This window comes from Streptomyces sp. NPDC099050 (assembly GCF_044759865.1).
GTDB lineage: Bacteria > Actinomycetota > Actinomycetes > Streptomycetales > Streptomycetaceae > Streptomyces.
In genome coordinates this window covers 1-12,137 of the sequence record NZ_JBIWAE010000052.1, presented here as the reverse complement: position 1 = coordinate 12,137, position 12,137 = coordinate 1, and the positions used below count along the sequence as shown (strand labels likewise).

The 12,137-nt window shown below is 71.8% G+C and carries 11 protein-coding genes; 2 read left to right on the top strand and 9 right to left on the bottom strand.

The genetic code is table 11. The features are described 5' to 3' along the window. The first annotated feature begins 721 nt into the window (after positions 1 to 721). A complete protein-coding gene (gene trpS / locus ACIQV3_RS40060) occupies positions 722 to 1,720 on the top strand; it encodes a tryptophan--tRNA ligase (RefSeq protein ID WP_403722179.1) in 999 nt (332 codons plus the stop codon). A gap of 59 nt (positions 1,721 to 1,779) precedes the next feature. Here trpS and proC read toward each other — a convergent pair whose 3' ends face one another. The 6 genes from proC to ACIQV3_RS40030 form a co-directional block, all read right to left on the bottom strand. Continuing rightward, positions 1,780 to 2,589, bottom strand: a complete 810-nt coding sequence (proC, locus tag ACIQV3_RS40055; RefSeq protein ID WP_266880324.1) for a pyrroline-5-carboxylate reductase — start codon at positions 2,587 to 2,589, stop codon at positions 1,780 to 1,782. Between the two features lie 159 nt (positions 2,590 to 2,748). Beyond that, positions 2,749 to 3,486, bottom strand: a complete 738-nt coding sequence (locus ACIQV3_RS40050; protein WP_403722172.1) for an ABC transporter permease — start codon at positions 3,484 to 3,486, stop codon at positions 2,749 to 2,751. After that, the gene (locus ACIQV3_RS40045; RefSeq protein ID WP_403722167.1) at positions 3,483 to 4,289 is read right to left on the bottom strand and encodes an ABC transporter ATP-binding protein; all 807 of its coding nucleotides are present in this window, start codon (positions 4,287 to 4,289) and stop codon (positions 3,483 to 3,485) included. Before ACIQV3_RS40045 ends, ACIQV3_RS40050 begins: the two co-directional genes overlap by 4 nt. Before the next feature lie 85 nt (positions 4,290 to 4,374). Then, the gene (locus ACIQV3_RS40040) at positions 4,375 to 4,902 is read right to left on the bottom strand and encodes a hypothetical protein (RefSeq protein ID WP_403722164.1); all 528 of its coding nucleotides are present in this window, start codon (positions 4,900 to 4,902) and stop codon (positions 4,375 to 4,377) included. Positions 4,903 to 4,980: 78 nt separating this feature from the next. Then, positions 4,981 to 5,274, bottom strand: a complete 294-nt coding sequence (locus ACIQV3_RS40035; protein ID WP_403722182.1) for a peptidase — start codon at positions 5,272 to 5,274, stop codon at positions 4,981 to 4,983. A gap of 85 nt (positions 5,275 to 5,359) precedes the next feature. Next, positions 5,360 to 5,662, bottom strand: a complete 303-nt coding sequence (locus tag ACIQV3_RS40030) for a peptidase (protein WP_403722162.1) — start codon at positions 5,660 to 5,662, stop codon at positions 5,360 to 5,362. 106 nt (positions 5,663 to 5,768) lie between these two features. Between ACIQV3_RS40030 and ACIQV3_RS40025 the strand changes: the two genes are divergently transcribed. Beyond that, positions 5,769 to 7,874 carry a PQQ-binding-like beta-propeller repeat protein gene (locus ACIQV3_RS40025; protein ID WP_403722159.1) on the top strand — a complete coding sequence of 702 codons (2,106 nt, stop codon included), beginning with the start codon at positions 5,769 to 5,771 and terminating at the stop codon, positions 7,872 to 7,874. A 58-nt stretch (positions 7,875 to 7,932) separates the two neighbouring features. On the opposite strand, the gene ilvD is transcribed toward ACIQV3_RS40025, so the two are convergent. The 3 genes from ilvD to ACIQV3_RS40010 all read right to left on the bottom strand — a co-directional run bounded on the left by ilvD (position 7,933) and on the right by ACIQV3_RS40010 (position 11,479). Beyond that, a complete protein-coding gene (gene ilvD / locus ACIQV3_RS40020; protein WP_403722154.1) occupies positions 7,933 to 9,786 on the bottom strand; it encodes a dihydroxy-acid dehydratase in 1,854 nt (617 codons plus the stop codon). A 209-nt stretch (positions 9,787 to 9,995) separates the two neighbouring features. Further along, positions 9,996 to 10,649: a TetR family transcriptional regulator gene (locus ACIQV3_RS40015; protein ID WP_403722151.1), complete on the bottom strand. Its 654-nt coding sequence runs from the start codon at positions 10,647 to 10,649 to the stop codon at positions 9,996 to 9,998. Then, positions 10,646 to 11,479 (bottom strand): sugar phosphate isomerase/epimerase family protein, encoded by an 834-nt coding sequence (locus tag ACIQV3_RS40010; RefSeq protein WP_403722149.1) that lies wholly within the window; start codon positions 11,477 to 11,479, stop codon positions 10,646 to 10,648. The genes ACIQV3_RS40015 and ACIQV3_RS40010 overlap by 4 nt, the downstream gene beginning before the upstream one ends. Between the last annotated feature and the right edge of the window lie 658 nt (positions 11,480 to 12,137).

Genomic DNA, 12,137 nt, shown 5'->3' with positions numbered 1-12,137 from the left:
TTCTCAAGGAACGGACGCTTCCTTTGTACTCACCCTCGCGGGTTTTCCTCCGGGCTTTCGTTCTGTTCTGTTCTTGCGTTTCCGACTCTATCAGAGTCCGTCTCGCTTGCTTCCCGCCTTCCAGGTCATCCGCTTTCGCGTTTTCCCTTTCCGGCGAGTTCGACTCTATCAGATCCTTTCGGGCCTGACTCCCAGTCAACGGGGTTTGTCGTTCGGGCTGTTGGGCCCTTGCGACGAGTGAGACAGTAGCGGATTCCTTGCCCCCGAACCTAATCGGCGGCCGCGTCCGTGAACGCGGATTCCTCATTCGCAAATACGCATGAAAACGGGACGACAAAGTGAGTCGTTCGTTCGAATGTGTAGTGCGGGATGGCTGTCCGGGGACCGACCGGGGTCGGATGCTCACTTCGGACAACTCGAAGAACCTTACGGATCCAGCACGAGTGTGTCAACTCCAGGCTGACCCGGCCCGCCGGGTCCGGAAACCTCACGCCCTCCTCACCCCTCAGGGTCTAGCCTTTCCCCATGACTACGCGTGCGCTCACGCTCGACCTCCGCTGGTGGGCCGCCTGACGGCGGCCGACCATCCACGCGAGCACGCACGCGCTCGACGGCCGCCGATCTCGGCGGCCGTTTTTGTTTTCTCCCCTCCCGGGAGTGGCTCGGCCGCCCGACGCGGTGGCGTCGAACGCCCACACCGACACGAGCAGGGAGCAAGGACATGACGAGGATCTTCAGTGGGGTCAAGCCGACGGGGCATCTGACGCTGGGGAACTACCTGGGGGCCGTACGCCAGTGGGTCGCCGCCGAGCAGGAGCCCGACGAGGCACTGTTCTGCGTGGTCGATCTGCACGCCCTGACCGTCGAGCACGATCCGGCCCGGGTGCGCCGGCTCAGTCGGCAGGCCGCGACGCTGTTGCTCGCCGCCGGGCTCACTCCCGAGAAGTGCACGCTCTTCGTGCAGAGCCACGTGGACGAGCACGCCCGGCTCTCCTATCTGCTGGAGTGCACGGCTTCGGACGGGGAGCTGCGGCGGATGGTGCAGTACAAGGAGAAGGCGGCGAAGGCACAGGCCTCGGGGGAAGGGGTACGGCTGTCGCTGCTGACCTATCCCGTGCTGATGGCCGCCGACATCTTGGCGTACCGGACCGGTGAGGTGCCCGTCGGGGAGGACCAGCGGCAGCACGTCGAGCTGACCCGGGATCTGGCGGTGCGGTTCAACCAGCGGTACGGGTACACCTTCACCGTGCCCGAGGCCACGCATCCGGTGGTGGCGGCGCGGGTCATGGACCTCCAGGACCCGCGGTCGAAGATGGGGAAGTCGGGGGACACGGGGCCCGGGGTGGTGTTCATCCTCGACGAGCCCGAGGCGGTGCGGAAGAAGGTGACGCGGGCCGTCACCGACAGCGGGGAGGGCGGGGTGGTCTACGACCCGGCCGCGCGCCCGGGGGCCGCGAACCTGCTGGACATCCTCGCCGCCTGCACCGGGGGCGAGCCGGCCGCGCTCGCCGACGGGTACACCGGGTACGGGGCGCTCAAGCGGGACGTGGCCGACGCCGTCGTGGAACTGCTGCGGCCGGTCCGCGTACGGCACGCGGAGCTCGCGGCCGATCCGGGGACGGTGGAGGCGGTGCTGCGCGCGGGGGCCGGGCGGGCGCGGGCGATCGCGCGGCCCGTGGTCGACGCGGCGTACCGGGCCATCGGGCTGCTGGAACCCTGAGGGAGGGACCGCCGGGCTTTACGGGGCTGCGCGCGCAGCCCCGTAACGGCCGGTGGGTGTCAGCTGTTGCCGGAGGCGAGTTCGCGGCTGCGGTCGCGGGCCGCTTCGAGGGCGGCGATCAGGGCCGCCCGTACGCCGTGCTTCTCCAGCTCCACGATCGCGTTGATGGTGGTGCCGGCGGGGGACGTCACGGCCTCGCGGAGCTTGACCGGGTGTTCGCCGCTGTCGCGGAGCATGACGGCGGCGCCGACGGCGGCCTGGACGATGAGGTCGTGTGCCTGGGCGCGGGGCAGTCCGAGGAGGATGCCGGCGTCGGTCATGGCCTCGACGAGGTAGTAGAAGTACGCGGGGCCGGAGCCGGAGAGGGCGGTGGCCGCGTCCTGCTGGGATTCCGGGACGCGCAGGGTCTTGCCGACGCCGCCGAAGATCTCCTCGGTGTGCGCGAGGTGCTCGGCGGTGGCGTGGCTGCCGGCCGAGATGACGGACATGGCCTCGTCCACGAGGGCGGGGGTGTTCGTCATGACGCGGACCACCGGGGTGCCCTGGGCGAGGCGCTCCTCGAAGAAGGAGGTCGGGATGCCGGCCGCGCCGCTGATGACCAAGCGGTCGGCGGGCAGGTGCGGGGCGAGCTCTTCGAGGAGCTTGCCCATGTCCTGCGGCTTCACGGTCAGGATGAGCGTGTCGGCGCGCTTGGCGGCCTCGGCATTGGTGACGGCCTCGACGCCGTAGCGGGTGCGCAGCTCCTCGGCGCGTTCCGGGCGGCGGGCGGTGACGAGGAGCTTGGAGGCGGGCCGGCCGCCGCGGATCATCCCGCTGAGCAGGGCCTCGCCGATCTTGCCGGTACCGAGGACTGCGACTGTCTGGGTCATGCCCGATTCACCTCGTCGAACTGTTCCTGCACGCGCGCACGGTCTGCGTCTGCATCTGCGTTCTCATCCTTGCACTCGTGGGAGGAACTGAGGCGGGCTGTCCGCAGTCCGGTCAGGCCCGTTCCCCGGTCAGGGCCCGTCCGGTCAGGCCCCTTCCGGTCAGGGCGTCCGGCGGCGGAGGGTGGCGGCGCCGAGGGTGAGGACCAGCAGGGCGCATCCGGCGACGACCACGGCGTCGCGGACGAAGTCGGCGGTCATGTCGGTGTGGGTGAGGACCTGGTTCATGCCGTCGACGGCGTAGGACATGGGCAGGACGTTCGAGATCGCTTCGAGGACGGGCTGCATGGTGTCGCGGGCGGCGAAGAGGCCGCACAGCAGGAGCTGGGGGAAGATCACGGCCGGCATGAACTGGACGGCCTGGAACTCGGAGGCCGCGAAGGCGGAGACGAAGAGGCCGAGTGCGGTGCCGAGCAGGGCGTCGAGGAGGGCGACGAGCAGGAGCAGCCACGGGGAGCCGACGACGTCGAGGCCGAGCACCCAGAGCGCGACGCCGGTGGCGAGGAGGGACTGGATGACGGCCATCGCTCCGAAGGCGAGGGCGTAGCCGGCGATGAGGTCGCCCTTGCCGAGCGGCATGGCCAGGAGGCGTTCGAGGGTGCCGGAGGTGCGCTCGCGCAGGGTCGCGATGGAGGTGATCAGGAACATCGTGATGAGGGGGAAGATCCCGAGGAGGGATGCGCCGATGCTGTTGAAGGTCTGCGGGCTGCCGTCGAAGACGTAGCGGAGCAGGATCAGCATCAGTACGGGGACCAGCAGCATCAGTGCGATGGAGCGCGGGTCGTGGCGGAGCTGGCGCAGGACGCGGGCGGCGGTGGCGGCGGTGCGTGCGGTGCTCATCGAGTGCTCCCGTGGGGGGCTTCGGCGGCCGTGCGGGCTTCGGCGTTCGCGGCGTCGACGAGGTGGAGGAAGCCCTCTTCGACGGTGTCGGTGTGGGTACGGGTGCGCAGGGCCTCGGGGGTGTCCTGCGCGAGGATGCGGCCCTCGCGCATGAGGAGGAGGTCGTGGCAGCGCTCGGCCTCGTCCATGACGTGGGAGGAGACGAGGAGGGTGGCGCCGCGGGTGGTGGTGATCTCGTGGAAGAGGTTCCACAGGTCGCGGCGCAGGACCGGGTCGAGGCCGACGGTCGGCTCGTCGAGGACGAGGAGCTCGGGGCTGCCGAGGAGGGCGACGGCGAGGGAGACCCTGCTGCGCTGGCCGCCGGAGAGGTTGCCGGCGAGGGCGGTGGTGTGGGTGGTGAGGTCCACGTCGGCGATGGCCCGGCTGACGGTCTCGCGGCGGCGCTCGGCGGCGGCGCGGCCGGGGTCGAGGACCGCGGCGAAGTAGTCGAGGTTCTGGCGGACGGTGAGGTCGTCGTAGACGGAGGGTGCCTGGGTGACGTAGCCGATGCGGGAGCGGAGTCCGGGGTGGCCTGCGGGGTGGCCGAGGACGTCGAGGGTGCCGGTGACGTGGGCCTGGGTGCCGACGACGGCGCGCATCAGGGTGGACTTTCCGCAGCCGGAGGGGCCGAGGAGGCCGGTGATGCGACCTCGGGGGACGTCGAAGGCGAGGCCGTCGAGGACCGTGCGGGGGCTGCGGCCGGTGCCGCGGCGGACGGTGAGGCCGTCGGCGTGGACTGCGGCGGCCGCTTGGTTATTCATCATGTGATGAATAATGCTCCCGGCGGTGCCCCTGCGCAAGGCTGGGGGCGGTGCGGAGAACGGCCGGATGGCCGGATGGCCGGCCGGGCTACTTCTTGCGCTTGGGGCGGCGGGCGGCCGGATTGCCGGTCCGGGCACCGCGCCGGCGGGCGAACTCGGCCACGGCGCGCTCGTACTCGGTGCGGCGCAGCTTCTCGCCGGGGGCCTCGACGAAGCAGCGCAGGAAGTACGCGATGAGGCTGCCGATGAAACCGATCGCCTTCAGGCCCTTGAGCGCCGTCTCGTCGGAGGACGGGGGCTGGCGGCGGCTGAAGGACTCCCAGGTCTTGACGAAGGCGATGGAGCTGGCGATCGCGAAGAGGATGACGACGGAGATGCTGAGGAACGGGCCGACGTTGCCGATCTCCAGGCCCTCGTAAGAGAACCGGAGCAGGAAGGCGCTGAGGACGGCGAGGATCAGCGCGCCGAGGGCCGCGCCGACGCGGCGCGCGCCGTAGCCGCCGTCGTGGTTCACCCAGGTGGTGCCGAAGAACCGGATCGGCTCGGGCTCGGGGCCGACGGGTACGGCGGCGGGGGCCGGCTCGGCGGGGGTCTGGTCTCGCTGGTCGTCGCTCACACCAGCGATTATCCCCCGCCGGGCGGGGTCGGCCCTGGGTGTCTCACGGGGCGGGCCGTGGGATGGCCCGGATGGACCTCAGGCGCAGTACGTGGCGACGTAGCCGTCGCTGCCCGTCTTCACATAGGCGTCGGAGACGAAGCGGCTGTTGCCGATGCAGTCCCAGATGGACGTCGTGCCGTACGGGCCGGTGATGGTCGTGCCCTCGCACTGGCAGCGGATCGACACCGAGGCACCGAGCTGCAGGGTGTCGATGATCGCGAAGTTGGTACCGGGGCCGCTGCGGACGTTCACCCGATAGCCCGGCGCGACCGGGAACGTGGGGTATCCCGATCCCCCTGCGGCGGCCGCCCCGCCCGCTCCCGCGAGCATGATCGCCGGCACTGCGGCGACCACGGAGCCGCCCAGGCCGAGCATGCGTCGCCTGGTGATCACCTTCTTCTCCGTCCCCATGAGGTCAGCCACAACGGCTCGTGATGTAGCCGTCGCTGCCCGTCTTCACGTAGGCGTCGGAGATGAACTGGCCGTTGCCGATGCAGTCCCAGAGGTTGGTCGTGCCGTACGGGCCGGTGATGGTCATCCCCTCGCACTGGCAGCGAATCCCGACGGTCGCACCGAGCGGCAGGACACGGACGATGGAATAGTTGGTGCCCGGTCCGCTGCGGACGTTCACCTGGTAACCCGGCGCGACCGGAAAAGTCGGAAATCCCGAGCCCGAAGCCAGGCTCTGGACTTGGCCGGAATCACTCTCGATAGCCATACGGAAATACCCCCCTAGGGCGTTGCCCTGCGCAACTCGCGCAGGGTAGCAGGACCTTGGAGATTCGCACGGGCCATCGACTAGGCTCCGGCGGGGGTGGTGAGCGGTGCGTTCAGCACGGACGGACTACGCGGGTTTTCCGGAGTACGCCGGGCAGTACCGGCTTGAGTCCGTGCTCGGTTCCGGCGGCATGGGGGTCGTCCACCTGGCCACCTCCGAGTCGGGGCTGAAACTCGCCGTCAAGATCGTGCATCCGCAGCACGCAGTGGACCCGGAGTTCCGGGCGCGGTTCCGGCAGGAGGTCGCCGCCGCGCGGCGGGTGAGCGGAGCGTTCACCGCGCCCGTTGTCGACGCGGACCCTGATGCCGAACGGCCTTGGATGGCAACCCTGTTCATCGATGCCCCGACGCTCTCCGAGCGGGTACGGGACGAGGTGCTGGAGGCCCGGGAGCTGGCGCGGCTCGCCGCCGGGCTGGCGGAGGCGCTGCGGGACATCCACCGGGCGGGGGTCGTGCACCGGGATCTGAAGCCCAGCAACGTGCTGATGGCCCCGGACGGGGTGCGGGTCATCGACTTCGGGATCTCGCGGCCTGCGGACAGCGATCTGCGCACCGAGACGGGGAAGCTGATCGGGACCCCGCCGTTCATGGCGCCGGAACAGTTCCAGCGGCCGCGGGAGGTGGGGACCGCGGCCGATGTGTTCGCCCTGGGGGCGGTGCTCGTGTACGCGGCGACCGGGCGGGGGCCCTTCGACTCCGACAGCCATTACCTGGTGGCGTACCAGGTGGTGCACAGCGAGCCCGACCTGACCGGACTGCCGGAGCGGCTCGCGCCGCTGGTCGCGCAGTGCCTGGCGAAGGATCCGGCGGAGCGGCCGAACGCGGACGCGCTGATCGTGGCGCTGCGGGCGGTGGCCTACCCGACCGACTTGGACACCCAGGCCTTCATCCCGCGGCCGAGGCAGCCGGTGCCCGACGAGGAGGTCACGCACCGGCGGGAGCGGATCGTCCCCCCGGCCCGGGGAGGCGGGCGGCCCGCCCGGGTGGTGGCCGCGGCCGGGCTCGGGCTGCTGCTCGTGGCCGGGGCCGTCGGCGGGTACCTGTGGACCAGGCCCGACGCCGAGCCGCGACGGCACTTCGCCGCGCCGCAGACGCCCGCGCCGGCCCGGTTCGTTCCATGGTCGGTGACGCTGGGCGAGCACAGCCAGGCGTGCTCCTGGCAGGCCTCGGCCCTGTACTGCTCGGGTCCAGGGCCGACGGTGGCCCGGATCAGCCCCACGGACGGGGCTGCCGCATGGAAGGTGGGCGCGGCCGCGCCGAGCGTTCGGCCGTCGAACGGCAGCACTCCGCTCTACGCGGGCGGGCTCGTACTCGTCGCGGTTCCGGGGAGCGAGCTACTGCAGGCCCGGGATCCCGCGACGGGCGTGGAGCGCTGGCGCCGGGCCCTGCCGGAGGGCGCACACGTCGTGGCCCTCGGAGCGAAGGTCATGATCACCGCAGCGAGCGGCGCGGTCACCGCGCTGGACGCGGCGAGCGGCGCCCAGCTCTGGAAGAAGACCGTCGGCGGCGTGGGTTCCCTCTGGTGGGGTGCCGTGGACGGTGCGGCCGGGCCGGTGCTGTACGGAGTGACGCGCTCCGGAGACGGCAAGTCGACGCAAGTGTCGGGGGTCGACCCCGCAACCGGCGTGGTGAGGTGGCAGACGCGCACGCCCGGAGTGCTGCAGCCCGTTGGCGTGACGGGCGGCGCGATGTTCCTGCTGGACGTCGGCGTACAGGACACCAAAACCAGCGAGGTCGTACGGGTTGACCTGAGCACGCGGGCCGTGGGGCGGGTTCGGCTGGCGACTCCGCTGTACCAGGCGGAGGCGACCGTGGGGCGGGACGGCTTCGTGTACGTCTTCGGCTCCCCGGGCGCGCTCGTGGCCATCGGCTCGGCCAAAGAGGAGTGGCGGCTGGAGACGGGACTGGCCCTGGCCTCCCAGCCGACGTTCGCCGACGGACGAGTCTACCTGAGTGCCTCCGACGGGCGGCTGCTCGCCGTGGACGCGGGGACGGGGAAGTTGCTGGGGCAGACCAAGCCCCGCATGGGATCCGGGAAGGGCACCTTCGCCGCGAGTCTGCCCGCGCCCGTCGTCGGGGACGGGCGGGTGTACGCCTCGGCGCCGGACGGGAGCGTGTTCGCCGTGGCGGCCGGGGATCCCGCGGGGTGGTGAGACGCGGGCGGCCCCGTCCGAGGGTGTCGGACGGGGCCGGGTCCGGCGGCTTGCGGGGTCAGCGCTCCAGGAGGGTGACGTCGCGGACCGCGCCCTTGTCGGCGCTGGTGGCCATCGCCGCGTAGGCGCGCAGGGCCGCGGAGACCTTGCGCTCGCGGTTCTTCGGGGCGTAGACGCCGCCCAGGGCCTCGTGGCGGGCGGCCAGCGTGGCCTCGTCGACCAGCAGCTCGATGGAGCGGTTCGGGATGTCGATGCGGACGCGGTCGCCGTCCTCCACGACCGCGATGGAGCCGCCCGAGGCCGCCTCCGGGGAGGCGTGGCCGATGGAGAGGCCCGAGGTGCCGCCGGAGAACCGGCCGTCCGTGATCAGGGCGCAGACCTTGCCGAGGCCGCGGCCCTTGAGGAAGGACGTCGGGTAGAGCATCTCCTGCATGCCGGGACCGCCGCGCGGGCCCTCGTAGCGGATGACGACCACGTCGCCGGCCTTGATCTCCTTGCGGAGGATCTTGTCAACGGCCTCGTCCTGCGATTCGCAGACCACGGCCGGGCCCTCGAAGGTCCAGATCGACTCGTCGACACCGGCGGTCTTCACGACACAGCCGTCGACCGCGATGTTGCCGCGCAGGACGGCGAGGCCGCCGTCCTTGGAGTACGCGTGCTGGACGGAGCGGATGCAGCCGCCCTCGGCGTCGAGGTCGAGGGTGTCCCACCGCTCGGACTGGGAGAAGGCGGAGGCGGAGCGCTGGCAGCCGGGGCCCGCGTGCCACAGCTCCATGACCTCGTCCGGGGCGGTGCCGGAGCGGGCGTCCCACTTCGCGAGCCACTCCTCCAGGTTGGCGGAGTGGACCGTGGTGACGTCTTTGTTGAGCAGGCCGCCGCGGTGGAGCTCGCCGAGCAGGGCCGGGATGCCGCCGGCCCGGTGGATGTCCTCCATGTAGTACGTGCCGCCGGGCGCCACGTTCGGCGCGACCTTGGCGAGGCACGGGACCCGGCGGGAGATCTCGTCGATGTCCGTGAGGTCGTAGTCCAGACCCGCTTCCTGCGCGGCGGCGAGGAGGTGCAGGATCGTGTTCGTGGAGCCGCCCATGGCGATGTCGAGGGCCATGGCGTTCTCGAAGGCCTGACGGGTCGCGATGTTGCGGGGCAGGACCGACTCGTCGTCCTGCTCGTAGTAGCGCTTGGTGATCTCGACGATCGTGCGGCCGGCGTCCTCGTACAAGGCGCGGCGGGCGGTGTGCGTCGCGAGGACCGAGCCGTTGCCCGGGAGGGCCAGGCCGATGGCCTCGGCGAGGCAGTTCATCGAGTTGGCGGTGAACATGCCCGAACAGCTGCCGCAGGTGGGACAGGCGTTCTCCTCGATGCGCAGCACGTCCTCGTCGGAGACGCTGTCGTTCGCGGCGTCGACCATGGCGTCGATCAGGTCGAGCTTGCGGACGGTGCCGTCGACGAGGGTGGCCTGACCGGCCTCCATCGGGCCGCCGGAGACGAACACGACCGGGATGTTGAGGCGCATGGCGGCCATCAGCATGCCGGGGGTGATCTTGTCGCAGTTGGAGATGCAGATCAGCGCGTCGGCGCAGTGCGCCTCGACCATGTACTCGACCGAGTCCGCGATCAGGTCGCGGGACGGGAGGCTGTAGAGCATGCCGCCGTGGCCCATGGCGATGCCGTCGTCGACCGCGATGGTGTTGAACTCGCGGGGGACGGCGCCGGCGGCCAGGATCGCCTCGGAGACGATGCGGCCGACCGGGGCCAGGTGGGTGTGGCCGGGGACGAACTCGGTGAAGGAGTTGGCGACCGCGATGATCGGCTTCCCGATGTCCGCGCTCGCTACGCCCGATGCGCGCATCAGGGCACGTGCGCCTGCCATGTTGCGGCCGTGGGTGACGGTGCGGGACCTCAGCTCGGGCATCGGGTTCTCTCCCCATGTGTGCGGTGACGCGAGCGCCTGCCGCGACTGTGGATACGGCTCGGTTACGAGGCTACGCCCCCTGCCCGGGATCCGGACAGCCTGTCCGGATCCCGGGACGGGCGGCTCAGCAATTGGGCACGGTGCGCAGGCTACGGGGCTACGCGCACGGGTGTTCGCATTCCTCGGTCGCTGTCATTCCTCGGTCGTCGTCATTCCCCGGTGAGGTAGCGCTGGAGGGTGGGGGCCACCAGGGCGATGATCGTCTCCGGGTCCGCCGACGCCAGGGGCTCGACCTGGACGACGTAGCGCAGGATCGCGATGCCGATCATGTGGGAGGCGGCGAGCTCGGCGCGGAAGGTCGGGTCGGGCACGTCGAGGTCGGCCGCGATGCGCTCCAGGAGGCGGTGCAGGATCAGCCGGCGCAGCACCTTCGCGGCGGCCTCGTGGGTGAGGGCCGAACGGACCACGGCGAGCAGCGGGGTCCGGGTGACCGGGTTCTCCCAGACCCCGAGGAAGTAGCGGGCCAGCCGCTCGCCGATGCCGTCGGGGCCCGCGCCGAGGATCGCGGGGAGGACGAGGGCGGGCTCCAAGCTGAGCTCGATCGCGACGGCGAACAGGTCGTCCTTGCTGCCGAAGTAGTGGTGCACCAGGGCCGGGTCCACGCCGGCGGCCTTGGCGATCCCGCGGACGGAGGTCTTGTCGTAGCCGCGCGCGGCGAACTCGGCGCGGGCGGCCAGGCGGATGCGCTCCTGGGTGCCGGGGCCGTCGTCGGCCTCGTCCTGGCGGGGGCGGCCGGGGCCGCGGCGCGGTTTCGACAGCGGGGGCGCCGGGGCGGGGGCCTCGTCCGGAAGGGGCTCGGTCACGGGTGCGGGGTCCTCGGTGCCGGGCCGGGGGCGGTCGCCAGGTGGAGACGGGTGAACGCCAGGGCCTCGGCGAGGTCGGCCTCGCGTTCCGCGGAGGACATCGCGCGGCGGGTGTTGACCTCGATGACGACGTGCCCGTCGAAGGAGGTGGCGGCGAGCCGCTCCAGCAGCTCGGCGCAGGGCTGGCTGCCGCGGCCGGGGACGAGGTGCTCGTCCTTCGCGGAACCGTTTCCGTCGGCGAGGTGGATGTGGGCGAGGCGGTCGCCCATCCGGTCGATCATCGCGGTCGCGTCCGTGCGGGCGGTCGCGGTGTGCGAGAGGTCGACCGTGAAGTGGCGGTAGTCGTCCTTGGTCACGTCCCACTCGGGCGCGTAGGCGAGCATCTCGCGGTCGCGGTAGCGCCAGGGGTACATGTTCTCGACGGCGAAGCGGACGTCGGTCTCGTCCGCCATGCGCCAGATGCCGGTCACGAAGTCGCGGGAGTACTGGCGCTGCCAGCGGAACGGCGGGTGGACGACGACGGTGCTCGCGCCGAGCTTCTCGGCTGCCGCCTGGGCGCGCTGGAGTTTGGTCCAGGGGTCGGTGGACCACACGCGCTGCGTGATGAGGAGGCAGGGGGCGTGGATCGCCAGGATCGGGACCTGGTGGTGGTCGGAGAGGCGGCGCAGGGCGTCGATGTCCTGGCTGACGGGGTCCGTCCAGACCATGACCTCGACGCCGTCGTAGCCGAGGCGCGCGGCGATCTCGAAGGCGGTCGCCGTTGACTCCGGGTAGACGGAGGCGGTGGAGAGGGCGACTCTCGCGGTCGGGATCCGGACTGGTTCTGCCACGGGGTCAGGGTATCGGGGTCGCCGTGCGGCCGGGCCCTGACCGGCCCCGGGGGCGGCCGCCCCACGCAGCCCTGGCCCTACCGGGCCCGGGGGCCCCCGGGTGGGTCGCGCTGCGCGGCCCTGGCCCGACCGGGCCCCGGGGCTGCCGCCCCGGGGTGGTCGCGCTGCGCGCAGCCTCGGCCCTGCCGGGCCCGGGGGCTGCGCTGCGCAGCCTTGGCCTGGCGGGCCGGGCCCCGGGGCTGCCGCCCCGGGATGGTCGCGCTGCGCGCAGCCTCGGCCCTGCCGGGCCCGGGGGTTGCGCTGCGCAGCCTTGGCCTGGCGGGCCGGGCCCTGGGGCTGCCCCCCAGGGTGGCCCTGCGGGGCGAAGTCCCCTACCCGCCCTTCCACCGTTCCCCGGGCGCTGCCCGGACCCCGGTCCTCAAACGCCGGACCGGCTGGGAGGGGTACCGGACTGCGCCCGGACCCCTCTGGGGCTCCGCCCCAGACCCCGGTCCTCAAACGCCGGACGGCTGAAAGGGCCCGGGCGGATGTTCCCCCGACCCGGGGTCGGTGGGGGCTGCGGGCCGGGGTCGGGGACGGGGGCGGGGTGGGGTGTTGGCCGGGACGTAAAGCGTGATTTGTGGCGCACCACTCCGGATCACTGTCGAAGCAAAGGACA

Excerpts from the sequence above, each read along its gene's own strand:
- proC (WP_266880324.1), bottom strand. The coding sequence starts at position 2,589 with ATGACCCAGACAGTCGCAGTCCTCGGTACCGGCAAGATCGGCGAGGCC.
- trpS (WP_403722179.1), top strand. The coding sequence starts at position 722 with ATGACGAGGATCTTCAGTGGGGTCAAGCCGACGGGGCATCTGACGCTG.
- ACIQV3_RS40045 (WP_403722167.1), bottom strand. The coding sequence starts at position 4,289 with ATGATGAATAACCAAGCGGCCGCCGCAGTCCACGCCGACGGCCTCACC.
- ACIQV3_RS40030 (WP_403722162.1), bottom strand. The coding sequence starts at position 5,662 with ATGGCTATCGAGAGTGATTCCGGCCAAGTCCAGAGCCTGGCTTCGGGC.
- ilvD (WP_403722154.1), bottom strand. The coding sequence starts at position 9,786 with ATGCCCGAGCTGAGGTCCCGCACCGTCACCCACGGCCGCAACATGGCA.
- ACIQV3_RS40035 (WP_403722182.1), bottom strand. The coding sequence starts at position 5,274 with ATGCTCGCGGGAGCGGGCGGGGCGGCCGCCGCAGGGGGATCGGGATAC.
- ACIQV3_RS40050 (WP_403722172.1), bottom strand. The coding sequence starts at position 3,486 with ATGAGCACCGCACGCACCGCCGCCACCGCCGCCCGCGTCCTGCGCCAG.